Annotated in this window: 22 protein-coding genes; 13 read left to right on the top strand and 9 right to left on the bottom strand. The window is 65.7% G+C overall.

The window, feature by feature from the left end; genetic code table 11:
• Window positions 1-14 precede the first annotated feature (14 nt).
• Both AC4JJG_RS05730 and AC4JJG_RS05725 read right to left on the bottom strand, forming a co-directional pair.
• Window positions 15-1,484 carry a sugar porter family MFS transporter gene (locus AC4JJG_RS05730; protein ID WP_495400489.1) on the bottom strand — a complete coding sequence of 490 codons (1,470 nt, stop codon included), beginning with the start codon at window positions 1,482-1,484 and terminating at the stop codon, window positions 15-17.
• 216 nt (window positions 1,485-1,700) lie between these two features.
• Window positions 1,701-2,213 (bottom strand): hypothetical protein, encoded by a 513-nt coding sequence (locus AC4JJG_RS05725; RefSeq protein WP_495399970.1) that lies wholly within the window; start codon window positions 2,211-2,213, stop codon window positions 1,701-1,703.
• A gap of 33 nt (window positions 2,214-2,246) precedes the next feature.
• Between AC4JJG_RS05725 and AC4JJG_RS05720 the strand changes: the two genes are divergently transcribed.
• Together AC4JJG_RS05720 and AC4JJG_RS05715 are read left to right on the top strand one after the other, a co-directional pair.
• Window positions 2,247-2,810, top strand: coding sequence for an HhH-GPD-type base excision DNA repair protein (locus AC4JJG_RS05720; protein ID WP_495399969.1), 564 nt, complete (start codon window positions 2,247-2,249; stop codon window positions 2,808-2,810).
• Between the two features lie 69 nt (window positions 2,811-2,879).
• A complete protein-coding gene (locus AC4JJG_RS05715) occupies window positions 2,880-3,800 on the top strand; it encodes a hypothetical protein (protein ID WP_495400488.1) in 921 nt (306 codons plus the stop codon).
• On the opposite strand, the gene AC4JJG_RS05710 is transcribed toward AC4JJG_RS05715, so the two are convergent.
• On the bottom strand, window positions 3,785-5,215 hold the full coding sequence (locus AC4JJG_RS05710; protein WP_495399968.1) for a WS/DGAT domain-containing protein: 1,431 nt from the start codon (window positions 5,213-5,215) through the stop codon (window positions 3,785-3,787). The genes AC4JJG_RS05715 and AC4JJG_RS05710 overlap by 16 nt on opposite strands.
• Before the next feature lie 36 nt (window positions 5,216-5,251).
• Window positions 5,252-6,469, bottom strand: coding sequence for an acyl-CoA dehydrogenase family protein (locus AC4JJG_RS05705; RefSeq protein WP_495399967.1), 1,218 nt, complete (start codon window positions 6,467-6,469; stop codon window positions 5,252-5,254).
• A gap of 228 nt (window positions 6,470-6,697) precedes the next feature.
• Here AC4JJG_RS05705 and AC4JJG_RS05700 point away from each other — a divergent pair, with 228 nt between their 5' ends.
• From AC4JJG_RS05700 to AC4JJG_RS05675, 6 genes are all read left to right on the top strand, one after another.
• Window positions 6,698-9,085, top strand: coding sequence for an acetyl-CoA acetyltransferase (locus AC4JJG_RS05700; RefSeq protein ID WP_495399966.1), 2,388 nt, complete (start codon window positions 6,698-6,700; stop codon window positions 9,083-9,085).
• 262 nt (window positions 9,086-9,347) lie between these two features.
• Window positions 9,348-10,130, top strand: coding sequence for a sce7726 family protein (locus AC4JJG_RS05695; protein ID WP_495399965.1), 783 nt, complete (start codon window positions 9,348-9,350; stop codon window positions 10,128-10,130).
• A 26-nt stretch (window positions 10,131-10,156) separates the two neighbouring features.
• Window positions 10,157-11,149 (top strand): sce7725 family protein, encoded by a 993-nt coding sequence (locus tag AC4JJG_RS05690; protein ID WP_495399964.1) that lies wholly within the window; start codon window positions 10,157-10,159, stop codon window positions 11,147-11,149.
• 707 nt (window positions 11,150-11,856) lie between these two features.
• Window positions 11,857-12,198, top strand: coding sequence for a YiaA/YiaB family inner membrane protein (locus AC4JJG_RS05685; RefSeq protein WP_495399963.1), 342 nt, complete (start codon window positions 11,857-11,859; stop codon window positions 12,196-12,198).
• A 114-nt stretch (window positions 12,199-12,312) separates the two neighbouring features.
• The gene (locus tag AC4JJG_RS05680; RefSeq protein WP_495399962.1) at window positions 12,313-13,548 is read left to right on the top strand and encodes an acyl-CoA dehydrogenase family protein; all 1,236 of its coding nucleotides are present in this window, start codon (window positions 12,313-12,315) and stop codon (window positions 13,546-13,548) included.
• A gap of 31 nt (window positions 13,549-13,579) precedes the next feature.
• On the top strand, window positions 13,580-14,728 hold the full coding sequence (locus AC4JJG_RS05675; protein ID WP_495399961.1) for an acyl-CoA dehydrogenase family protein: 1,149 nt from the start codon (window positions 13,580-13,582) through the stop codon (window positions 14,726-14,728).
• 12 nt (window positions 14,729-14,740) lie between these two features.
• Here AC4JJG_RS05675 and AC4JJG_RS05670 read toward each other — a convergent pair whose 3' ends face one another.
• Window positions 14,741-15,526, bottom strand: coding sequence for an enoyl-CoA hydratase (locus tag AC4JJG_RS05670; protein WP_495399960.1), 786 nt, complete (start codon window positions 15,524-15,526; stop codon window positions 14,741-14,743).
• Window positions 15,527-15,609: 83 nt separating this feature from the next.
• Here AC4JJG_RS05670 and AC4JJG_RS05665 point away from each other — a divergent pair, with 83 nt between their 5' ends.
• Window positions 15,610-16,695 carry an NADH:flavin oxidoreductase/NADH oxidase gene (locus AC4JJG_RS05665; protein WP_495399959.1) on the top strand — a complete coding sequence of 362 codons (1,086 nt, stop codon included), beginning with the start codon at window positions 15,610-15,612 and terminating at the stop codon, window positions 16,693-16,695.
• Between the two features lie 56 nt (window positions 16,696-16,751).
• Here the strand turns inward: AC4JJG_RS05665 and AC4JJG_RS05660 are convergent, their stop codons facing one another.
• Window positions 16,752-18,062 carry a 13E12 repeat family protein gene (locus tag AC4JJG_RS05660; RefSeq protein WP_495399958.1) on the bottom strand — a complete coding sequence of 437 codons (1,311 nt, stop codon included), beginning with the start codon at window positions 18,060-18,062 and terminating at the stop codon, window positions 16,752-16,754.
• 102 nt (window positions 18,063-18,164) lie between these two features.
• A complete protein-coding gene (locus AC4JJG_RS05655) occupies window positions 18,165-18,788 on the bottom strand; it encodes a TetR/AcrR family transcriptional regulator (RefSeq protein WP_495399957.1) in 624 nt (207 codons plus the stop codon).
• A 137-nt stretch (window positions 18,789-18,925) separates the two neighbouring features.
• On the opposite strand from AC4JJG_RS05655, the gene AC4JJG_RS05650 reads away from it, so the two are divergent.
• The 4 genes from AC4JJG_RS05650 to AC4JJG_RS05635 all read left to right on the top strand — a co-directional run bounded on the left by AC4JJG_RS05650 (window position 18,926) and on the right by AC4JJG_RS05635 (window position 23,530).
• A complete protein-coding gene (locus AC4JJG_RS05650) occupies window positions 18,926-20,287 on the top strand; it encodes a cytochrome P450 (protein WP_495399956.1) in 1,362 nt (453 codons plus the stop codon).
• 191 nt (window positions 20,288-20,478) lie between these two features.
• Window positions 20,479-22,758 carry a carbon starvation CstA family protein gene (locus AC4JJG_RS05645; protein ID WP_495399955.1) on the top strand — a complete coding sequence of 760 codons (2,280 nt, stop codon included), beginning with the start codon at window positions 20,479-20,481 and terminating at the stop codon, window positions 22,756-22,758.
• Entirely contained in the window at window positions 22,755-22,949 is a 195-nt protein-coding gene (locus AC4JJG_RS05640; protein ID WP_495399954.1) for a YbdD/YjiX family protein, read from the top strand. Before AC4JJG_RS05645 ends, AC4JJG_RS05640 begins: the two co-directional genes overlap by 4 nt.
• Window positions 22,950-23,215: 266 nt before the next feature.
• Window positions 23,216-23,530: a transglycosylase family protein gene (locus tag AC4JJG_RS05635; protein ID WP_495399953.1), complete on the top strand. Its 315-nt coding sequence runs from the start codon at window positions 23,216-23,218 to the stop codon at window positions 23,528-23,530.
• A gap of 68 nt (window positions 23,531-23,598) precedes the next feature.
• On the opposite strand, the gene AC4JJG_RS05630 is transcribed toward AC4JJG_RS05635, so the two are convergent.
• Together AC4JJG_RS05630 and AC4JJG_RS05625 are read right to left on the bottom strand one after the other, a co-directional pair.
• Complete coding sequence (locus AC4JJG_RS05630) at window positions 23,599-24,012, bottom strand: NUDIX hydrolase (protein WP_495399952.1); 414 nt, start codon at window positions 24,010-24,012, stop codon at window positions 23,599-23,601.
• On the bottom strand, window positions 24,009-24,428 hold the full coding sequence (locus AC4JJG_RS05625) for an Rv0313 family protein (protein WP_495399951.1): 420 nt from the start codon (window positions 24,426-24,428) through the stop codon (window positions 24,009-24,011). Before AC4JJG_RS05625 ends, AC4JJG_RS05630 begins: the two co-directional genes overlap by 4 nt.
• Window positions 24,429-24,507: the final 79 nt, after the last annotated feature.

The raw sequence follows: 24,507 nt of genomic DNA, 5'->3' as shown, positions 1-24,507 counted from the left end.
TATCCGGACAGCGCTCAGCCCCTCTTGGTCTTGGCGGCCCGGACGGCCTCGAGGTGGGACAGCGAGTCCTGGGCGACTCCGTCCATGTCCTCGAGTTCCATACCCTTGGTCTCCCGCACCTTGGCGCGGACGAAGAAGAACGATGCGGCCGCGCAGAAGGCGAAGAAGCCGTACACCCAGCCCAGCCCAAGGCTTTCCGAGGCCTGCGGGAAAAGCATGGAGATGGTGAAGTTGGCCAGCCAGTTGAAGGCGGTGCACACACCCAGCGCGACACCGCGGATGCGGTTGGGGAACATCTCCCCCAGCATCACCCACATGACCGGTCCCCACGTGGCGGCGAAGGCCACCACGAACAGATTCGCACCGATCAGCGCGACGACGCCCCAATTGCCGGGCAGCGTCAGGCAATCCTTGGTGGTATTGCCCGCGGTGCACGCGACGTCGCCCACCATGCCCGACTGTTTGTAGGCCGCCTGCGTGAACGCCACACAGGCCATCACCAGGCCGATGAACATACCGACCGAGCCGGCCAGGAGCAGCTTGCGCCGCCCGATGCGATCGACGAAAAGAATTGCGACCACGGTCATCACGACGTTGATGGCCGAGGTGATCACCGACGTCGTGAACGCCTGGTCGGTACTGAAGCCCACCGACTTCCACAGCGTCGTCGAGTAATAGAAGATCGCGTTGATGCCGACGAACTGCTGGAAGATGGCCAGCCAGATACCCACCCACAGCAGCGGATGCAGTCCGAAGGACGGCCCGCGGATGTCGCGCAGCGACGACGCGGATTCACGCTTGACGGTCAGCTTGATCTCGCGGACACGCTCGAGCGGATTCTCCTCGCCCGTGACATCACGCAGGATCTTCGCGGCCTCCTCATCGCGGTCGCGGCCGACGAGGTAGCGTGGCGACTCCGGAATCGTCAGCGCCAGAACGCCGTACACGATGGCGGGCACCACGCCGACGAGAAACATCCAGCGCCAGGCCTCCAGGCCCCACCACAGATCGTTCTCCGGTCCGTTGGCGCTGCTCTGCAGCAGATTGTCGGACAGCAGGGCCGCGAAGATGCCGAGCGTGATGGCCAGCTGCTGCATCGACCCGAGTGCACCCCGGTAGCGGGCCGGAGCGATCTCGGCGATGTAGGCGGGCGCGATCACCGAGGCGATACCGATTCCGATGCCGCCCAGTACACGCCACACCAGGAGATCCCACACCGTCTGCGTGTAGGCGGTACCGATCGCGGAGATGATGAACAGCGCCGAGCCGAGCAGCATCACCCGCTTGCGGCCCCAGATGTCGGCGAGCTGGCCGGCGAACCAGGCGCCGACGGCACAGCCGAGAAGTGCGATGGCGACGGCGAATCCGGTGAACAGATCGCCCAGGCCGTAATTGTTCTGGATCGCGTCGACGGCACCGTTGACCACGGAACTGTCGAAACCGAACAGGAATCCGCCGACGGCGGCGGCGACGGTGACACCGATGACCTTGGCGGTGTGCTGATCACCCGCCGTCGGCCGGTGATCCGGTGGCCGGTTGTCGCCCGGCGATCCCGCATTGTCTTCCGACACAGTGCATCTCCTGTCCTCAGGCTGTGCACCGTCGACGAGGGATGTCGCGGCGGCGCCCGCCTACCGATTCGTGCGCACGAGATGACCCCCAGCTAATTCTGGGCACGAACACCCGCCGAAGTCCACCACCTAGACCCGGGCGCGGCCCGAGCAGGTGGAGTACTGGGCGTTGACCATCGGGACGAAGGCCATCACACCGATCTTCTGCCGGATGGTGAAGGCCACCGGCCCACGCCCGGTGTGCAGATTCGCCTCCCAGGTGATCGTCCGCGCCCGACTGGGCACCGTGACGGCACCGGTTCGCCCGGTCCGCAGATTTCGCCAGGTCACCCGGGCTTCGGTGGTGTATTCGAGTAGCCCCTGCTTGGCCCGGTTCTCGGCCACCAGCGTCAACGCGGGCCCGGGCAGGCCGTCGGACGGGAACGGCACGTCGTTGTACACGTCCACGAAGACCGGCACCCGGGGTCCGGGCAACGGATTCGGTGTGTCGCACCGCAGCGTGGTGACCAGATTCGGCTCGATGTAGTCGGGAAGCGCGGTGGCCGTACCGGCTCCGACACCTCCTACGGTGAGCCCCGCGGCGATGGTCGACGCGGCGACGACGGCCGCCCGGACACGAATTCCCCAACCTGATCTCCCCATGGGATTCGATCATAGGGGCACTACGATGGCGACATGGCGAATCTGCAGATTGCCCAGGACCCGGCCGCCGACGAATTGTTGTCCTCGGATCCCTTCGCGCTGCTCACCGGCATGCTGCTGGACCAGCAGTTCCCGATGGAGCGTGCCTTCGCCGGGCCGGCAAAGGTCAAGAAAAGATTCGGCACCCTCGATCCGGAGCAGATCGCGACGGCCGACCCCGATCAGTTCGCCGACCTGTGCGCGACGCCGCCCGCGGTGCACCGATACGGACGCTCGATGGCCGGCCGTATCCAGGCCCTGGCGCAGGTCATCGTCGACGAGTATGACGGTGACACGGAACGAATCTGGAAGGGCGCACGCACCGGGGCCGAGTTGTTCGACCGCATCCACGCGTTGCCCGGATTCGGTGAGCAGAAGGCGAAGATCTTCACCGCCCTCCTGGCGAAACAACTCGGTGTGAAGCCCGCGGGGTGGACGAAGGTGGTCGGCGATTACGGCAAGGCCGGTTTCCGTTCGGTCGCCGACGTGACCGACCCGGATTCGCTGCAGAAGGTCCGTGATTTCAAGAAGGCCGCCAAGGCTGCGGCGAAGGGCTGACGCCGACGTGAGACGTACCCTAGGCTCGGTCTCATGACGGGACCTGAGTCACGAAAGGTCGGGGGGCCGATGAAGTCGTCGAAGACCTCACGCGCGCAGACTGCGGCGGTGCTGCCGTTCCGGCTCGGATTCGCGGTGACCGGGGTGGTGCTGACGGCGGCGGAGTCGGCGGTGACGATCGCCCGCCTCACCGCGAACAGCGTGCAGCACGAGGTGAACTCCGCACTCGGGGTCGACAACGACGAGATCGGCAGTGTCCGGACACCGCTCGCGCTGCTCAATCAGCTCGCCGATCTGCTCGGCCCGGATCGTCCGTTCGGGCGCATCCTGGCCGCGGGCGGACCGCTCGAACGGCTCCTCAACCCCGACGGGGTCGTCGACCGTCTCACGGCACCCAACGGCATCCTGGAAAAGCTCACCGCGCGAGGCGGAATGCTCGATCAGATGACCGAGGACGGCGGCATCCTGGTGCGTCTGACCGCCAAGGACGGTCCACTGGATCGCCTGACGCGTCCCGGCGGTGTGGTCGATCAGTTCACCGAGAACGAGGGCATCCTCGAACGCCTCACCTCCGAGGGCGGCATCGTCGACAAACTGACGGCCCCCGACGGTGTGCTGGAGAAGGTGACCGTCAACGGCGGCGCCCTCGACCGGCTCGCGGAGGAAGGCGGGATCCTCGATCAGCTCGTCGGTGAGAACGGCGCGGTGGAGCGCGCCATCACGCCGGGCGGCACCCTGGACCGGATCACCGAGCTGACCGATGTGATCAGCCAGTTGGCCCCGGCCTTGGTGACGATGCAGGACACCGTCCACGAGCTGGGTGAGACCGTCGAACTCCTGAACTCGACGGTTGCTCCCCTGGGCGGGCTCGCCGACCGTCTGCCCAAGCGACTGACGCGGACTCCGCGCAACGGCGGTAATGGGGGCAACGGGGGCGGCAACAGTGCGCCGACGCTGCCCGCACCGGGCGACACCTATCCGCGCTCCTGATCGGCGGTCGCGACGCGAGTGATCGCGTCGCGCAGCATGTCCACGTACCGAGGCAGGTCCGGCATGATCGACGGACTGGTCGTCACCGAGACCGTGATCGTGTCGCCGATGCCGTGAATCCCGTGGGTCACGCCCTGCGCGGGGGACAGCGCGGGGAATCCCGCGGTGCACCGGACCGCTCCCCCGGCAAGCGAGAGGTCGTCCGCGCCACGGTTCACCGATGACACGACGGTCACCCCGGTCACCCGCTCCGGTCGCACGGTGGTGTCGAATTGGCTGATGCCCCACCGGGTCAGCACGGGAGGGGCCGCATCCGACGCGCGTTTGCCCGCACGCGGGGCGGGCCCGGCATCTCGCGTGCGCGCCTCGCGGATCTCGTCACCGACGACCCCTATTCGCTCCGGAAGATCTGCGATCTCCGGATGTGTCGGAATGCCCGCGTTGTGGAAGTTGTTGCGCGACATGCTCCCACCTCGCGCCCGCCGGGCCTTTGCTGGTCGAGTAGCGCCGGACGAGGTCCGCCGTGCATCGAGGCCACCCGGCTCCCCAATGGTGAGTTCTACCGCCGATGCCGCGGACGGGTCATCGAGATACTCGCCGAGCGCGACCGCGATCGCGGTGACGATGCGTGCGGTCAGTGTGGCCCCCGGCCCGCCGAGTTCGTCGCGGCGCAGCACCAGTGTCGCCAGTGTCCGATCCGTACCCGGAGCCCGGTTGAGTCGCGTGGTCGGCGCGTTCGTCCCGGGCGGCCGCGGATGACTGCGCGCCGCACGGAAGGCCTTCGCCCCCAGGATGATCGCCGCACCCAGCTGCCACGGGAACCGCGCCAGCCCGACGGTGGCCAGGATCGGGTCGACGATCCTCCCGGGCAGTCGGAAGCGATTGGAAGTCGCCACCTCGGGCGTCTGCGCGGCAACCGTGAACAGTTGCCGGGCGATATCGGAGGTTCGGCGACCATCACCGAGCGCGTGACAGACCTGCAGCACACAGATCGTCGCCGAACCCGTTGTGGCGTAAGGCGGGTCGACGATGGGGCCGAAAAGGTGCAGCCGCCAGGCGGCCTCCGTGGGCACCAGCTGATCCGCCATCAACTCGGACAGACGACGCAGGACGCCGTTCCACGTGGTGATCGGCTCACCCGAGTCGTCCGTGTGATGCGCCAAGACCTGGCCCGGTTGCACCGCCGCGGACTCCCAGTAGGGACGGTCGAGGTTCCCCGGGACCTCACGCACCCGCAGCGTCAGATCGGGTACCAGGGCAGCGGCACGACGCAATCCGGGAACGAGATCCCCGACCCGGTTCGCCTGTCCGTCAACACCTTCCCGGCTATCGAAGCAATACACCAGGAATTGGTCGTTCGGGATCTTCGCCGACAGCCAGTACGACTCGGCATCGGCGGGCGCCATCCGGTGCATGTCTGCACCGTACACAGCCCCGCCGCGGCGCCGATCTCAGCGCTTGCCCGCACTCCAGGCGTACGGCAGCTCGGAGCCGTTGAGACGGTAATCGCCGATGGACTGCAGCTTGTAGATGAGCGGGTTGTGCGTCGAGATGACGCGGGCGTTGCGCCAATGCCGGTCCAGGCGCAGGGATTCCGAGGTGATGGAGGCGCCACCGGTTTCGAAGATCTGCGTCGTGGCGTCCAGGACGGCCGGGATGATCGCGGCCTGGGCGTGCGCCACGTCGAGTTCCGCGCGATCCAGGAGGTCGGCATCGTCACCGCCGGCGGCGAGCACCTCGTCGAGGATCGACGCAACATCGAGGACGAGCACCTTCGAGAGATGCGCCGCACTCGACAGACGGCCGATCACCTGCTGCACCAACGGATCGTGGCGCGGCAGATCGGCCGGTGCGTGTGTGTAGGTACGGTTGCGGTCGCGCACCCAGGCCACCGTGTCGTCGAGGGCCCGCTGTGCGATACCCGCGAGCACCGCCAACTGCACGAGCTGCAGGTAGGAGGTCGCGTAAGTGCGGCCCGCCGAACCGTATCCCGCGCCGAGCACCCGGTCCTCGGCGACCGCCACATCAGTGAATTCGGTTGTGCCACTGGCCGTCAGGCGCTGACCGAAACCATCCCAGTCGTCGTGCTGGCGCACGCCCTGCGCGTCGGCGTCCACGAGCACGGACACGCGCTCGCCGTCCCGGTCGGCGGCCACCAGGATGTAATCGGAGTACAGACTTCCGGTGCTGTAGTACTTGGTGCCGTCCAGGCGGAGTCCGCTGCCGTTCTCGCTGAGCCGGGTCCGATAGCGGTCGATGGCGCCGACTCCGGGCTCGGTGATCGCATTGCCGACGAGTGTGCCGTCGGCGACCGCGCGCAGCCACTCGTCGCGTGCCGGTGAGTCCTCGGCGAGCAACTGGTCCTCGACGAACGACCAGTGCACGCGCAGGGCCTGCGGCAGATTCGATTCCGCCGCGGCGAGGTCGATCAGCAGTCGGAACAACTGGCGTACCGTCGCGCCGTATCCGCCGTGCTCCACCGGAACCCGCAGCGCGCCGAAGCGTTGCTCCTTGAGCCAGGACACCTCGTCGTGAGCCAGCGAACGATCGATTTCCCGCTGTACCGCCCCCTCGGCGATCCGCGCGAACACCGGCGCGAAGATCTCATCGAGTTCGGCATCGGTAGGGCCGGCGCGTCCGACGACTCCGGGCTGGACGGTGATGCTCACAACTGGTCCTCTCGTAGGGAAAAGCATGCATACGGTGCACCCGGCATGCTCGGCCCGCACAGTCTTCCTGCCGAAACCGTGCGCGTGAACACTTCCGGTCGAGCTGAGGAAAAGGCATTCGGGCAGGGGTGGTCGATGCGTCGATGGTCACCAATGGCATAAATGACGAAGAACATGTCATTGCCTGATGGCAGGTTGCCCTGCAGCGTCCCGACGGAGGTCACTCTGATGCCGAGATCCACCCCGCTGTCCGATCTGGACCCGAACACCCCGGTCATCGTGGGTGTGGGACAGGCCGCCGAGCGCATCGACGATCCCGACTATCAGGCACTGTGCGAGGCCGACCTGGCCGCACTCGCCGTGGAACGCGCGCTCGGCGACACCGGCGTGACCCCGTCCGACGTCGCGTCGACGATCGAGACGGTCGTCGGCGTCCGCACCTTCGAGCAGTCGAGTCCGCTCTCCTCCTCGCCCCTGGGCCGCCCGGACAACATGCCGCGCGCGGTGGGCAAACGCACCGGGATCGACGCCCGCCGCGCCGTACTCGGCATCACCGGCGGCCAGAGTCCGCAGAGCATGCTGTCGGAGTTCGCTCGCGAGATCGCCGCGGGTACCACCCCGGCGGTGCTGCTCTTCGGCGCCGAGATCATGTCGACGACCCGGTACCTGAGTTCCGACAAGTACACCGGCGAGAAGCCCAACTTCACCGAGGACATCGGTGGACAGCTCGAGGATCGCGGATTCGCTATCAACGGCCTGACCTCGGCGCAGGAGGCGCGCCATCACCTCATCGCGCCGATGCCGCAGTACGGCATCCTCGAGAACGCGCGCCGGCACCGGCTCGGCCAGGATCGCGAGACCTACACGACCGGCATGGCCGAGCTGTTCGCGCCGATGTCCGAGGTCGCCGCGACGAACCCCTACTCGGCCGCCCCCACCGCGCGATCGGTCTCGGAACTGGCCACCGTCACCGACAGCAACCGCGTTGTCGCCGATCCGTACAACCGCATGATGGTCGCGCGCGATCAGGTGAATCAGGCCGCCGCCGTCGTCCTGGTGTCGCTCGCCACGGCCAGGTCGCTGGGCATTCCGGAAGATCGCTGGGTGTTCCTGCACGGTCAGGCCGATGTGCGTGAGCAGACGCTGATGCGCCGCCCGGACCTGAGCACCGCGCCGTCCGCCGAGGCCGCCGTTCGCCACGCGCTGGAGGTGGCGCGGATCGGACTCGACGACATCAGCAGCATGGACATCTACAGCTGCTTCCCGATCGCCGTCACCAACGTCATCGACCCACTGGGCATCGCCCCCGACGATCCGCGCGGCCTCACCCTGACCGGCGGGCTCCCGTTCTTCGGCGGGCCGGGCAACAACTATTCGATGCACGGCATCGCCGAGGTCGTCGACCGTGTGCGCCGCGATCCGGGCTCCTACGGGCTGGTCATCGCGAACGGCGGCCTGCTCAGCAAGACCTCGGTGGGCATCTATTCGACGACCCCGGCACCACTGGCCGCCGACGACTCCGCGGACGTCCAGGCCGAACTCGACGCTCGACCGACGGTTCCGTTGCAGCGCAACGCCGACGGGCCCGCAGTCATCGAGTCCTTCACCGTCATGCCGGGACGCGGGAATCCGACCGCCATCGTCATCGGCCGCCTCGACGACGGCAAGCGGTTCATCGCGAATGTCGAACCGGGTGACGACGCGATGTTCGAGGTGCTGGCCGGACCCGACCCGATCGGCACCCGCATCCATGTTCGCTCGGATGCGAACGGCAACCGGGTCTTCACCGATCTCGACGCCATGCGCCGGCGTCATCCGGTGGTCGCGCCGGGCTTCCGGGATTCCTACGAGCACATCACGATTCATCGCGACGGTCACCTGCTCGAGGTCACCATCAACCGTCCCGATGCCCGCAACGCGCTGAACCCCGATGCGAACGCCGAGCTCGACTCGGTCTTCGACGCGTACTTCGCCGACCCGGAACTCTGGGTCGCCATCCTCACCGGCGCCGGCGACAAGGCCTTCTCCGCCGGAAACGATTTGGCGCACACCGCAAGTGGAGCCGGTCTGGTCGTCCCGACGAACGGCTTCGCCGGGCTCACCTCGCGGCCGTCACTGCCGAAGCCGGTGATCGCGGCGGTCAACGGCTATGCCCTGGGCGGCGGTCTGGAGATCGCCCTGGCGTGTCACCTGATCGTCGCCGACGAACGGGCTAGTTTCGGACTGCCGGAGGTGAAGGTCGGTCTCGCCGCTCTCGCGGGCGGTCTGGTGCGGCTGCCGCGGGCCATCGGCCGGGCTCTGGCTCGGGACATGATCCTGACCGGTCGGCGATTGGACGCGGCCGAGGCGCTGGACGCCGGGCTCATCAGCCGGGTGGCTCCGGCCGGCGAGGTGATGACTCTGGCGCGGCAGGTGGCCGGCGAGATCCTGGCGGCCTCCCCCACCGCGGTGCGGGTGTCGGTGGAGCAGATGGCCGCGACCGAGGGGGCCACCGATGTGGTGGCCGCGGTGGACGACACCATGTCGGCCCTGGACACCCTGCTGGTCAGCCAGGACACCATCGAGGGCATCACCGCGTTCGTCTCCAAGCGGGAGCCCCGGTGGCGCGGTCGATGAGCCGCCGGAGTTGGTAAGGATCGGGCGTCGCAGTCACCATGGTCTCGATGCTTTTACGTTGGCAACTGCGGCTCGGCCGACATTATCCCTCCCCCTCGGCCGACACCAATGAAAGTCTGAGAAACTTATGACCCAACCAAGGAGAGGCGGAGCGGTGTACACGGAGCCGACCGGCGCGGATGTTGCGCAAGCATTCACTCGGCCCGTATTCAGATCGCTCTCCCGACAGGGGACACGGGCAGTAAGTGCTAGCGGTACCCACGTGGCTCTTACGGCATTGAGCCGACTAGCTGGCCAGCGGGCAGTGACTCTTGGCCAAGCGTACGATCTTGGATTCAGTTTCCTTAAGAATTCGTATCGATGCGAGTACTACTACAAAGCGCAGATCGTATCCAAAATCGTGTTCGGTCGCCACTCTCCCAAGACATCGAATGCGTTTACCGAGTTCCCGATTGGCTCAGCCATTGCCGATGTCGTGATAGTCAACGGCACAACAAGCGTATATGAGATCAAAACAGATCTCGACAACTTTGACCGCCTCGCTGGTCAGGTCGAGCAATACGGAACCATCGCAGAGTTTACGAATGTCGTTGTGTCCCATCGGCGCCTTGACCACGCAGTTGCTGCGCTACCCTCTTGGGTGGGCGTCCTGGAACTTCGCTCGAACGGAGCGCTATCGACAGTCCGGAAATCATCCTCACGCCGAGATCAACTGGTCCCTGAACGCATGTTCCAGACACTTCGCACCGAAGAGGCGCGCAACGCGGTGCATTCTGCAACGGGACTAAAAATCGACTCCCCTCCGGCACGAGCCTGGAGGTCACTAGAAGAGACCTTCAGCAAGCTGACACCCACTCAGGCGCATACTGAAATTGTTCGCGCGCTACGCGCCAGAGGACGTAGCGTGCTGAGGCTCGTCACCAGCCCATACCTACCAGAGGCTCTTCGCGCCCTAGCCTACAGCGAGCCACTCTCTCAGACGGGTGCCGATAGGCTCATCGAAGCCATGAAGGCACCGATCGCCGATTTCGCTCCCCCCATCTGAGTAGAATGAGCATATACTCGCAGCGGATGGAACCAGACTGCGATCGGAGCATGATGTATTACCCGTATCTGTTTGGACGACAAGAAGAACTCAACGCAACGAAGCAAGCCGCTAGTTATTTCGGAAGCCCAGACCAACAGATCGTTCCCGTTATCGAACCTGCCGTCAAGGTCGACGGCGACGTGCAAAGGTACGCCAAGGAGTTTGCGAGATTCACCGAGGCGATGGGGACAAAACGGACGTCTTCCTATGTAGTCTTCAATCCAGACCAAGGAAAGTTCCAAGCAGCTAATTTAGTCACAGACTGGCTTTCGCTTGTCGGGGCCAGTCTGGCCGAATCACAAATATACCCGACATTCAAACTATCACAAAGGTCAGGCGTCGCAGAATTAGCCACGTTTATTACCGATCACTCAGGCCGCAAACTTGGGGTTATCGTCTCCGACGATCGTGGTATTCACGCCGAGGACATTAAGGCTGCTATTGGCGCGAATCCGGTCAAGGTATTCTTGCTTCCTGGCGTGGATTCCAGTCAGTTTCTCTCTTCGCTACCTCCGTCGGATGTGATTCGGGTTTCGGATAACTTCAAGGCACAGGTTCGAAATGCGGACTACGCCGGAGTTGAGTTTTTCACAGACCATCATTTGAGCTGGCCAACCCAGGGTGGATTCTCCGACTTCACAGTCTTGCCGGCGTCGCTCAGTCTGAGCGGAGGCCGTGCTGGCGCGGTTGCAATCCACCTAACTTACAAAGACTCATCTGGCCGTCTGTGGGTCCATCACTTTGTGTCGGATGAAACCGACCGAAGCAAGGGAACGAGCTCATCCAAGCTGTTAGAGGCTCTTGCTCACATGGGGGCGGAGATCAATACTAACCCCAGAAAGTTTGAATATTCACCCGCACTTACCGACTTTATGTCCCAACTTTCGACTGGCAACGCCACGAGCCTCGGAAAGAGTAAGCGACTCCAAGTCGAACACCACCTTTTCAATGTCGCCCGGCATCTTGGAATCGTTTGACATTTCCTCATCGCAAGCAGCCCAGAATCTGCCCGACAAGCAAGCAGCGGACCACTCTCACACATTTACAACTAGTTGAAGGTGAGGTTTTCGCCGGCCTTACCGGTAGTTCCTTGGCCGAGACAAAGTGATGGATCGGCCGTTTCCGCGGTAAAGAAGACGGAGATTTTGTAGTCAGGTCTCCGACGGAGAGGAAGGAGCCGCACGGATCGCATGGCGGCGGACGGCATGACTTCAGCGTTCCTTCGGTGGAGTAGTTTCCAGTGACGCACGCCAATGCACCGGTCGAGGCATGCGACGCTTATCAACGGCGGCACTGATCACGTTGGCCCTACTGTGCTGGTCCGACGGCTGAACCTGTGAGCGATTGCGTGTCGCACTCTGTACCATGTTACCCACCGAGACCATGGAGACGCCGCGGGACGAGATCCTCGACTCGCGACCCAAGCCAACTTCGTCGAGCGGAAGTCGAAAGTTCGGCCGTGGCCCATCTCCAGCCGTCCCGGCCGAATATTGGCGGTGCGGACCTCCAGACGGCCTACGCCGTTAGTTCGAAGATCCTGCTCGTCGCCGGTCTGTCGGTGGCACTACAAGATCGAGTGATCACCACGCATCGCGCTCCATCCTCTTCTTCGGGCGCAAGCACTCACCGGTTCTGAGTAATTGCCCCCATCCGTCGCACGCCGCGGCTTGGGAGTCTGGCAGACATGAACGCAGCGAACGAGATTCCCCAGACCCCCACCACGGCCGCCTTCTTCATCCAGGCCGCGATCGCCTTCGGCGTGAGCCTCGTGGGTTCGATCATCGGCATCCTCTATCTCCCCCTGGACGAGTGGCAACGCGGGTTCCTCGCGGTGACGGCTCTGTTCCTGACGTCGAGCACCTTCACTTTGGCCAAGGTGGTGCGCGACCGGCAGGAACAGTCGAGCGTCCGCGCTCGCCTGGACGAGGCCCGCGTCGACAAACTGATCGCCGAACACGATCCGTACCAGAAGCTCAACGGGCGACCGCTCCCGCCGCCCGTCCCGCCTCAGCCGGCTCAGACCTGATCCGCCATCCGTCCAACCGCCCCGCGGCATCCCCTGTCGCGGGGCGGTCCTCATGCGGTACATTTCTCAAAACATATATTTTATATGAGCTACCGACGCTGGAGAGATCACCGTATGGACATGACCTGGTCCGACGCCGACATCGCATTCCGTGACGAGGTCCGCGCCTTCCTGGACGAGAAGCTGACACCGGAGCTCCGCCGGGCGGGACGTCTGCGCACGAGCGTCTACGCCGAGCACGAGGCGTCGATGGCGTGGCAGGCGATCCTCCACGAGCGCGGCTGGGCCGCACCGGCGTGGCCGGTCGAATACGGCGGCTGCGACTGGACGCAGTCCCAGCACTACATCTTCAGCCGCGAATCGATCCTCGCCGGCGCACCGGCCCTGTCTCCCATGGGTATTCGCATGGTGTCGCACGCGATCATGGCGTTCGGCACCCAGGAGCAGAAGGACTTCTATCTCCCCGGCATCCTCGACGGCAGCGTCTTCTTCTGCCAGGGGTATTCCGAACCGGAGTCGGGTTCGGACCTTGCGTCCCTGTCGATGGCCGCGGTCAGTGAAGGCGACGACCTGATCGTCACCGGCAGCAAGATCTGGACCACCCATGCGACCGAAGCGAATTGGATCTTCTGTCTGGTCCGCACCTCGCGTCAGGAACGCAAGCAGCAGGGCATCACCTTCCTGCTCATCGACATGAATTCGCCCGGCATCGAGATCCAGCCGCTCGTCATGGCATCTGGCGAAAAGGTGCAGGCCCAGGTGTTCTTCGACCAGGTGCGCGTGCCCAAGGCCAACGTCCTGGGAAAGATCGATGAGGGCTGGACGGTCGCGAAGTATCTGCTGGTCTTCGAGCGTGGCGGCGGCGCGGCGGCCCCCGCCCTGCAGGTGGCGGCCGAGAACGTCGCACGGCACGCGGCCGAGGTCACGGGTCCGTCCGGCGGGCCGCTCATCGAGGAGGCGTCCTTCGCCGCGCGCCTCGCCGATGTCCGCGTCCGCGCGAAGGTCCTCGAGGTGCTCGAATACCGGGCACTCGCCGCGATGAGTTCGGGTAAGGATCCGGGGCCGGTCGCGTCGATGCTCAAGATCCTGGCGACCGAATTGTCCCAGCACATCGACGAACTCGATCTGGAGGCCGCAGGCGTGCACGGTCGCGTCTATCAGCCGCATGCCACCGAACCCGGCGGCCCGATCGAGCAGTACGTGCCACCGGCCGACGGATATCTCAGCGGTGCCGAGTGGCAGGCCGTCGCACCGCTCTTCTATATGAACGATCGTGCCGGCTCGATCTATGCGGGCAGCAACGAGATCCAACGCAACATCCTGGCCAAGGCAGCCCTGGGACTCGGCTGACGCCGACCGGACGACGAGACGAGACATCACCATGGACTTCACACTCACCCCGGAACAACAGCTGCTGAGCGACGGACTCACGAAATTCCTCGGCTCTCGTTACGATCTCGCGACGAGCCGTGAGGCCGCGAAGGTCGGCGACGGATGGCAGCCGGAGATCTGGAAGGCGTTCGCCGAGGATCTCGGCGTCATCGGGGCCTGCCTGCCCGAATCCGTCGGCGGCGCCGACGGTGACGCGGAAGAGCTCATGGTCGTGACCGAGGCACTCGGACACGCCCTGGTGGTCGAGCCCTTCGTGGATTCGGTCGTCCTCGGCGCCCGCCTCCTGGCGCGGATCGACGACAAGCCCGCGCAGGCCGCCGCCGAGCAGATCGCCGAAGGTGCGGCACTGTCCGCTCTCGCCGCCACCGAGGACGGCTCCGGCCTTCTGCACCACGTGTCGACGCGAGCCGAGAAGTCGTCGGACGGTTGGGTTCTCACCGGCTCCAAGCCGGTGGTGACCACCGCACCTCTGGCACGGTATCTGCTGGTCACTGCCCGCACCGACGGTGAGGATCGTGACCGTGACGGAGTGTCGCTCTTCCTGCTCGACCTCACCGACGGCCTGCCGGACGGCCTGACGATGCGGACGGTCCGCACCATCGACGATCGCCGCGCCGCCGACATCACCCTCGACGGTGTGCGGGTACCGGCCGATGCACTCATCGGCCCGAAGGGCGGCGCATTACCTCTCCTTGAGCACGCCTGGGACGAGGCCACCGCGGCCGTGATCTCCGAGGCCGTCGGCCTGATGCGAAAGGTCTTGGCCGACACCGTCGAATACTCGAAGCAGCGCCAGCAGTTCGGTCAGCCGATCGGCGGCTTCCAGGTACTGCAGCACCGTATGGTCGACATGTTCATCGAACTGGAACAGGCCGTGGCCGCACAGTATCTGGCCATTCTGGCCCTCGATGGACCGGCTGCCGAGCGGGGGGCGGCGGTGTCCGCGGCGAAGGCCACGATCTCCCGCGCGGCCCGTTTCATCGGCCAGAATTCGGTGCAGTTGCACGGCGGTATGGGGATGACCGAGGAGCTGGCCATCGGCCATTACTTCCGGCGTCTCACCGCCATCGAGTACGAATTCGGTTCGGCGGACGCCCATCTCGCACGATTTGCCCGTTTGACCCCGGTCACCGACTGAGCGCCGGACGGTTCACGAGTCGGTCCACACCGGTTCCCGTTTCGCGAGAAACGCCGTGATGCCCTCCTGTGCGTCACAGGTGACCGCATTGGTGGCCATCGTCTCGCCCATCAGCTCGTAGGCCTCGGGTTCGGACCGGTCGATCTGCCGGTAGAAGGCCGCTTTGCCGATGGCCAGTGTCGATGCACTCGATCCGGCGATCCGGGTCGCCAGATCGGTGACCGCCGTGGGCAATTCGTCATCGGGCACGACGTCGTTGACGAGGCCCCAGTCGGCCGCGGTCGCCGCATCGACGGGATCCCCGGTGAGCAGCATCTTCATTGCCCGCTTCCGGCCGATGGCGCGGGTGAGCGCGACCATCGGGGTGGAGCAGAAGAGACCGATCCGCACCCCGGGCGTGCTGAACCGGGCAGACGTTCCCGCGACCGCGAGGTCGCAGGTGGCGACAAGCTGACACCCCGCCGCGAACGCCATTCCCTGCACCTGGGCGATGACCGGCTGTCGTACCTCGTGGACGGCGGCCATCATCTCGGTGCAGGTGTCGAAGACCGCCCTCTCCTCGTCGAGGGTCCGGTCGACGAGTTCGGTGAGGTCGTGGCCCGCGGAGAACGCCGGGCCCAGTGCCCGGATCACGATGACGCGCACACGACCGTCGTCGCCGAAGGCCCGCAATGCGGCGGTGACCGCCCGCATGGTTGTTGTGGACAGAGGGTTTCGCCGGCGCGCCTCGTTCAGGGTGATGATGCCCAGCGGCTCGGCGACGGTCACCTCGATGCCGTTCTCGTGGCTGTCGCTCATGGTTCTCCTCACGTTTTCCCGACCGCCTCACCGTATCCACGCGGGCGGGAATGGGAGGCACTTGTGGACGGTTGCACCGGTACGTGACCCTTCCTGCCCTCCTGCAACCAGTGACTTTGCGCGACGTCGAGATTCCCAACCGTATGTGGCTGGCGCCGATGTGTCAGTACAGCTGCTTCGCGGGCGACGGCGTCCCCACCGACTGGCACCTCGTTCATCTGGGCGCCCGCGCGACCGGCGGTTTCGGCTTGATCCTCACCGAGGCCTCCGCGGTCGTCCCCGAAGGCCGGATCAGTCCGCATGACGCGGGTATCTGGAACGACGAGCAGGCCGAGGCGTGGCGCCGCATCACCGATTTCGTCCATGAACAGGGCTCTCGGATCGGCATCCAGCTGGCCCACGCCGGTCGCAAGGCGTCGACCGCCGGTGAGCTCCTGCCACGTACCGACTCGCTGCCGATCGACGAGGGCGGCTGGGACACCGTCGGACCGTCCGCCATCGCGTTCGACGGCCTCGACGTCCCCGCGGAGATGACCACCGAACAGATCGCCGAGGCCGTCAATGCGTTCGCCGATGCGGCGCGCCGGGCCGATGCCGCCGGTTTCGACGTGGTGGAAATCCATGGGGCGCACGGCTATCTGATCCATGAGTTCTACTCACCGCTCTCCAATCACCGCACCGACGAGTACGGCGGAGACTTCGACGGGCGAGTCCGATTCCTGCTGGAGGTCGTCGATGCCGTGCGCGCGGTGTGGCCCGACGACAAGCCGGTGTTCGTGCGGATCTCGGCGACCGACTGGCAGCCGGACGGCTGGACCGTGGAGGACAGCGGAAGGCTGGCCGTGCTGCTGCGCGAGCACGGAGTCGACCTGATCGACGTCTCGTCGGGCGGTAACGTCCTCGCCGACATCCCGGTCGGTCCCGGTTACCAGGTCGACCTGGCCCGCGAGGTACATCGTGCATCCGGAATCCCGACCGCCGCAGTGGGTCTCATCACCGATCCGGATCAGGCGGAGAAGATCGTCGGCGACGATGACATCACGGCCGTCATCGTGGGACGTGCCGCACTCCGGGAGCCGGCATGGCCACAACGCGCGGCGCATGAACTGGGGACACCCCGCTCCGAGGCGCCCTACCCCGCGCAATACCTCAGGGGCGCCTGGCGCTGATCCGGCGGCGATAAACCGCTTGGCCGAACGGCACTTAACCTGAGGCACACACCGAATCACGCAGCGGTGAGCAGCGCTCGTAGGCGAGTTTCGGTCGCGCTGATCGTTTCCTGCGTGAAGCCGACCGGTGGTGGTGCGAGTGATATGTGCACCACCCCGGTCGGTGTCCGGACTTCCATCCGGTGCCGACCGGCGGTGTCGACGACGTCATAACGCCAGCCGTCAGCCTCTTTGGCGCGGTTATGAGTGGCGCAGACGCCGTCGGCGTTGTGCGCACTCGTCGCGCCACCGTTGTGATGTGGGTGCGCATGGTCGATCTCGGCGATCGGCGCATCGCAGTACGGGGTGCGACATCGTTTGTCCCGGCGAATGATGAACTCGGAGAGCACTTTCGGGAAACTGCGGGAACGGGCGTCCATCGACACCAGGGCACCATCGGAGGGATTTGCGTAGAGGCGGCGGATCGTCGTTACGGTGCGATCATCGGAGCGGATGCCGTCGGCCACCAGCGATCTGGCGATGTCGGCGGGGATGGGACCGTAGCCGGGGACCTCGGCGACATCGTCGGCACCACCGAGGAGCACACGGTCCGACATCACCACGGTCACCGCAACGGGAACACCTGCGGCAGTCGCCTGCCCGGTAACACGCTCGACCAGGGTGTCGGCCATGATCTGGGCGTGCGTACGGTCGTCGGCACCGACACACGAGTCGGCATGCTTCTTCAACGACGCGTAGACCGCGATGCCCTGCGTCATCGGCAACAGCGCGGACAGTTGCGCCATGAGATCCGGCGCCGGCCGCACACTCACTCTACGGTCCTTGTCAGCCTTGGCCTTTCGCGCCACCACCGCAGCTGGTTCGAGCTCGTAGGCGACCCCCTTCACTTGTGCATCCAGTTCCTGATCACCTACGCCGACCAACGACGCCGGATCGGCGCACAAGCGCCGGTCGATCTCCTCCCGGGATTCCCGGGTCAGGAATGCGGTCTCGCGGACGAGGATCGTCGCCCGCCACTCGGTCAGCACCCCAGATGTCAAAGCGGCCAGCGTACAAGGCATTTCCCCGACGAGAGCCCGAGCGAAACCGAGATACTGTCCGCCTTTACGGGGCGATGCCTTACGCGCCAGCCCCACCTCGGAGGTCAATCCCCTCCCCCGACTCACACTCGGTACGCGCCGCAACTCCTCGTCGGCTGCGCGCAACTCGTCGAGCCGGGCGGTCTCGCGCGCCTGAGCCGCGGCACACGCTGACTTGATCTCCTCCAACACCGTCAGACGATCGACAGCATCGACTTCCGTACTCGCACTCCGCAACTCGGCCAGAGAGGCTATCACGCCCCGAAGATCCGCAATCGAATCAATCATGTTCATCCCCCAATGAACGATACGAACATATGTTCGATACTACCCGCACATCTGGCTCGCCCGCAACCGAGACCGCCGGCCGATACGACGCCGCAGCGTCGGTCACTCTTGAATATTGGCTCCCACCAAGGCAATACATGCCGCGACAACCGGTTCCACGATCGACTTCAACGACTTGCCCTGCTCCATGGAGGTGGCCGCGAGTTCACAGATACCGCCCCAGATCAGCACACCGACATCGTGACTCATGGGAGCGATACCCGCGTCGCGCATCCGCGCGGAATCGGTGAGCGGAACCAGTACCGCGATCAAGGATTCCATGGCCTCGACCTGAATCCCGCGCGCCGATTCACCGAGTGCCGGCAGCTCACGAATCCAGCTCCAGGCGATCTCGGGGTGCGCGTCGGTCACCTCGACGTACGCCTCGACCGCCTGCCGGATCTGGAGCCGCCATTCCGACTCCGGGTCCACGCGCGCGGTGATGGCCGCGATCAGCGCGTCGTTGGTGGTGCGCAGCAACTCGACGAAACACGCTTGCTTGTCGGCGAATTCCTGATAGAACGAGCGCCTCGACGTGCGCGCGACCCGCACGACGTCGGCAACCGTGGTGCCACCGTAGCCCTGCGCCATCAGGCATTCGGCCATGGCGTCGAGGAGCCGCTGCCGCACCGATCCCGCAGTCGAGGTCGTCATCTCGTCCGGGTCGGCGGGCACGATATCGGTCATGGCCACCACGATACGACCCCACGAACGTGCGGAGGCACCCTTGCCCAACCTCGGTACGAGCGCGTACCGTCGGATCACATCGGTACGAACACGTACCGGGGCCGGGGGGCCGCCACACATTCGGGAAAGGGGCGGGAATGGGTTCCGCACAGCCTGCGACACAAGCGCACGAGGACACGGACACCGACGACGCCGGTACGGTTCTGCCACCCGGCACCCGCCTGCCGACGATCGTCCAGGGCATCGCTTTCATGACCAGTCGCCGCCGCACCATGCAGACGATGTCGCGTCGCTACGGGAAGGCCTTCACCGTCCGGCTGCCCGTATTCGGTCCGACGGTCGTGATCGCGGACCCGGCCCTCGCCAAAACCCTGTTCACCACGTCGGCGACCGAGATCCGGAACATCCAGCCCAACCTCGGCCGCGTGCTCGGCAAGCAGTCCTTCTTCGCCATCGAAGGCACTCAGCATCGGCGGCATCGCAAGCTGATGACACCGCCGCTGCACGGTAAACGCATCAAGGCGTACGAGGCGGTGGTTGCCGAGGAGTTCGCGGCCGAAGCGGCCCGCTGGCCGATGGGCGTCCCGTTCACCACCACCGAACCGATGATGCGCCTGACCCTGAACGTCATCCTGCGCACCGTCTTCGGAGTGGAGGGCGCCGAACTCGACACCCTGCGACGGATCATGCCGCGCATGGTCGAACGCGGTTCCCGCATGGCCACGATGCCCGACCTGCCGATCCCCCTGTGGCCCGCGCTGCGCCGGATCGATCCGCGCCAGCAGTTCCTCGAGGATCGCGCCGAACACGACGCCGTGATCGCCTCCCTGATCGCGGCCGCCCGGAACGATCCGAACCTCGAGGAGCGCGACGACATCCTCGCCCTGCTGGTATCCAGCCGCTACGACGACGGCTCGGCGATGACGGATGAGGAGATCACCGACGAACTCCTCACTCTGCTCGCCGCCGGCCACGAGACCACGGCCAATACCCTGGCCTGGGCATTCGAACGGCTGCAACGACATCCGGAGATCCTCGACGAACTCGTCACCGAGGCCGATGCGGGCGGCAGCGAGTACCGCACGGCCACGATCCACGAGCTCCAGCGCAGCCGTCCCGTCATCGACCTGGCCGGCCGCCACGTCATCGCCGACCACCTGGAGCTCGGACCGTACCGAATCCCCAAGGGCCACAACGTCATGGTCTCGATCTCGCTGCTCCACGACGACGACGGCCAGTTCGCCGATCCGGAACGCTTCGACCCGACGCGATTCCTCGGTGCACCGCCGTCGGCGGCCTGGCTGCCGTTCGGCGGCGGGACCCGGCGTTGCATCGGCGCGGCGTTCGCCCACATGGAGATGGACGTGGTGCTCGCGAATCTGTTGCGTGAGTTCACCATCGAGACCACCGACGCACCCGGCGAGCGCTGGCACTCGAGAGGCGTGGCCTACGCACCGAGGAACGGTGGTCGCGTCGTCCTGCGACGCCGCGAGAGCTGAACAGGGTCTCGATACGCACACTCGCTACGCTCGCGCGCTACTCGACCAGCAGGCGGAGCACCGCCGCCCGCCCGCCGCGTATCGAGGCCTCCACTCCCCCTTCTGCCGGAGCGGCGCCGCGGACGGCGCGAACGAACCCACATCGGTATAGTGACGCGAGCCACACTCGCTGACGATGAAGGGTTGCGCCCATGACGGTCACCGATGATCGCGCGAACGATCCGGACATCGAGTACATCCGCACCGATCCGGATCTGCCCCCGGTCGCGATCGTCGACCGCTCACCGATGCCCCTCGGCAAGAAACTGATCTTCGCCGTCATCGGCCTGATCGGCGCCATCTCGTGGGCCATCATCGCGTTCGTCCGCGGGGAGACCGTCAACGCGGTCTGGTTCGTCCTCGCCGCGGTGTGCACCTATGTGGTCGCCTACCGCTTCTATGCGCGGCTCATCGAGATGAAGGTGATCAAGCCGCGCGACGATCACGCCACCCCCGCCGAGGTCCTCGACAACGCGCGCGACTACATGCCGACCGATCGGCGCGTCCTGTTCGGTCACCATTTCGCGGCCATCGCGGGCGCGGGCCCATTGGTCGGCCCCGTTCTCGCGGCGCAGATGGGTTATCTGCCGGGCACCATCTGGATCATCATCGGCGCGGTTCTCGCCGGCTGCGTGCAGGACTATCTGGTGCTGGCCATCTCGACGCGTCGCCGCGGGCGCAGCCTCGGCCAGATGGCACGCGACGAACTGGGTGCGGTGGGTGGCACCGCCGCCATCGTGGGCATCTTCGCCATCATGCTCATCCTCATCGCGGTACTCGCGCTGGTCGTCGTCAACGCCCTGGCGGAAAGCCCATGGGGCGTGTTCTCCATCGCGATGACCATTCCCATCGCCCTCTTCATGGGTGTGTACCTGCGATACCTGCGCCCGGGGCGTGTGTCGGAGGTGTCGCTGATCGGCGTCGCGCTCCTCCTCCTCGCCATCGTCGCGGGACGGTATGTGGGCGAATCCGATTGGGGGCAGGACTGGTTCAGCCTGTCGCCGGTGTTCCTCAGCTGGGCGATCATCATCTACGGCGTCGCCGCCGCGGTCCTTCCGGTGTGGCTGCTCCTCGCACCGCGCGACTACCTCTCCACCTTCATGAAGGTCGGCACCATCGTCCTGCTGGCCCTCGGCATCCTCCTGGTGCGCCCCGTCATGCAGGCGCCCGCGGTCAGCGACTTCGCCTGGAACGGCAAGGGTCCGGCCTTCGCAGGCGCACTGTTCCCCTTCCTCTTCATCACCATCGCGTGCGGTGCCCTCTCCGGCTTCCACGCACTGATCTCCTCCGGCACCACCCCGAAGCTCCTGGCCAAGGAAGGACAGGCGCGCATCATCGGATACGGCGGCATGCTCACGGAATCCTTCGTCGCGATCATGGCGCTCATCACCGCGTGCATCCTCGATCAGCACCTCTACTTCGGCATGAACGCCCCGAAGGCCGTCACCGGCGGAACGCCGGAGGGCGCCGCCGACTACGTCAACGGACTCGGACTGTCCGGACCGCCCGCCACTGCCGAGGGCTTCCAGCAGGCCGCGGAAGGTGTCGGCGAGTCGTCGATCGTCAGCAAGACCGGTGGTGCACCGACCCTCGCGATGGGTATGGCCGACACCCTGCAGCAGGCCATCGGCGGTGAGTCGCTACGCTCCTTCTGGTATCACTTCGCGATCATGTTCGAGGCGCTGTTCATCCTCACCACCGTCGACGCGGGCACCCGTGTCGCCCGCTTCATGCTGTCGGACGGTCTCGGAAACCTGCCCGGCGCCAAGCGTTTCCGTGATCCGTCGTGGCGTCCCGGCGCCTGGCTGTGCACCCTGATCGTCTGCGCGGGATGGGGCTCGATCCTCCTGATGGGCGTCACCGACCCGCTCGGCGGCATCAATACTCTCTTCCCGCTGTTCGGCATCGCCAACCAGTTGCTCGCCGCCATCGCGCTGACGGTGGTGACGGTCATCCTCATCAAGCGCGGGCAGTGGCGCTGGGCGTGGGTGCCCGGCATTCCCCTCGCATGGGATCTGATCGTGACGATGACGGCCTCGTGGCAGAAGATCTTCTCGAGCAATCCGGCCATCGGCTATTGGGCCCAGCACCGGAACTTCGTCGATGCGAAAGATCAGGGCTTGCAGACCTTCAAGACCGCGAAGACCCCGGACGAGATCGACGCGGTCATCCGCAACACCTTCATCCAGGGCACGCTGTCCATCGTGTTCGCGGTTCTCGTCCTGATCGTGGTGATCGCGGGCATCTATGTCTCGGTCAAGGCGCTGCGGTCCGGCGGCCTGACGACCAGCGAGGAGGACACCGTGCCATCACGGATCTTCGGCCCGCGGAGCCTGTTCGCCACGAAGGCCGAGAAGGATGTGCAGCGCGAATGGGACGCCCTGAGTTCCGCGGGTCGCTCACGCGGCGACACCCCGGTGGGCACGTCGTGATCTCCGGTGTGGAGCGGGGATGGCGCGCGGTGCGCTGGTATGTCGGTTCGATGATGGGCGACAACGACTACGCGCGCTATCTCGCGCACACCGCGGCACGGCATCCGGAGACGCCGCCACTCTCCGAAAAGGACTATTGGCGTGAGCGATACGCGGCCCAGGACGCCAATCCCGGGGCCCGCTGCTGCTGAATACCGGTGACGGCTGTCACATTCACCGCTGCCGCACCGGTGTTCTCGATCACACATGTGGCGTTCACGATGGTTCCGTGCCTATGGTACGAATCGCCGCCATGCGCAGGCAATTCGCGGATTTTCTCCGCCGTTATCCAAGCGTGACACGAATGGCGCTGGTCATCGCGTCGGCGTGACCTTCTCGTTATCGGCTTGTACCGTCGCCAGGGTTCAACCGATCAGCCGCCCAGCCCGCCACGGGGTGGCAGAGGAGGAGACAAACCATGAACATCAAGAAGCTTGCCGTCCGTGCCGGAATCGTCGGCGTCATGTCGCTCGCACCGTTCGCCGCCATGGGTGGCACCGCATCGGCCAACAACTGGGACGCCGTCGCACAGTGTGAGAGCGGTGGCAACTGGGCCACCAACACCGGTAACGGCTACTACGGCGGCCTGCAGTTCTCGCAGAGCACCTGGGAGGCCAACGGCGGTAGCGGCAACGCTGCCAACGCCTCGCGCGAAGAGCAGATCCGCGTCGCCGAGAACGTGCTCGCCACGCAGGGCCCCGGCGCATGGCCGACCTGCGGCGCCAATCTCTGATCTGGCTCCAGCTGTAACAAATGTTGCCCGTTGACGCGGTTATCGCGTCAACGGGCAACCTTTGTCTGTCAGAGGGCTCGAAGCGCCGGGAACACCTGAGTCCGCAACAGCGGCGCCAGGTCGTCCGGCAATGATTTCTCGTCGATGGACTGCCACCGGTACTCATCGATCTCTGCCGACGGCCCGCCGAACGGGACCAGCGGATGTTCGAAGACGTCGGCGGCGACCTGATGCCCGGCCTCGTTGGCGGCCGCAGCCCGCAGATGCCCGAGCGAACGCAGTCGGGCGATGTCGAGTTCGGCGCCGATCTCCTCGGCCGCCTCGCGGATCGCCGCGTGCTCGGGGGTCTCGCCCGGTTCGGGCTTGCCGCCGGGCAGCATGAATCGAGAGGTGCCGCGTTTACGGACGGTCAGCACACGTCCGTCGGGGTCACGCAGGACCACCGCACTCACCCGGATGACCGACGGAGCGTCCGTGCTCACTCCCCGGTGTCGCGATCGCCGTCCGCGGGATCGTCCTCGTCGAGAGCGCTCACGCCGATCCCGTAGGGCAGGAAGCGGACCTTGCGGCGCGGGTCGGTGTTGGACTTGTTCGCACGCAACGCGTCCAGCTCGGTCGCATACACCTGCTCGACGCGGGCACCACCGTCGTCACTGACGACGAAGACCGCCCAGACGCCCGCACCGGTCTCGCCGGTCGTCTCGGGTTCGGGTCGCGGCGCGGTGCGTGCGCGTCCGCCCGCACGTGCGGCGTCGGCGAACAGCGACGACCAGCCCGTCGCGGCTCCCTGGTTGCCCATGAATTTGCCGACCATGTCACGTAGACCGTCGGTGGCCTCACGGGCGAACCGGTCGAAGTCGTCCGGATCCATGCCGAAAGGTCCGTTGTTGTCCGCCATGGAAAGTCCTCCTGTGCAGGCGATGCGACTCGATGCCGCCTGTCACCAGTGTCCACAGATTCCGACATCATCGCCACCA

Source organism: Gordonia sp. B8661-1 (genome assembly GCF_059427765.1).
The sequence above is the reverse complement of the archived record's forward strand: the minus strand, read 5'-3'. Positions and strand labels throughout refer to the sequence as shown.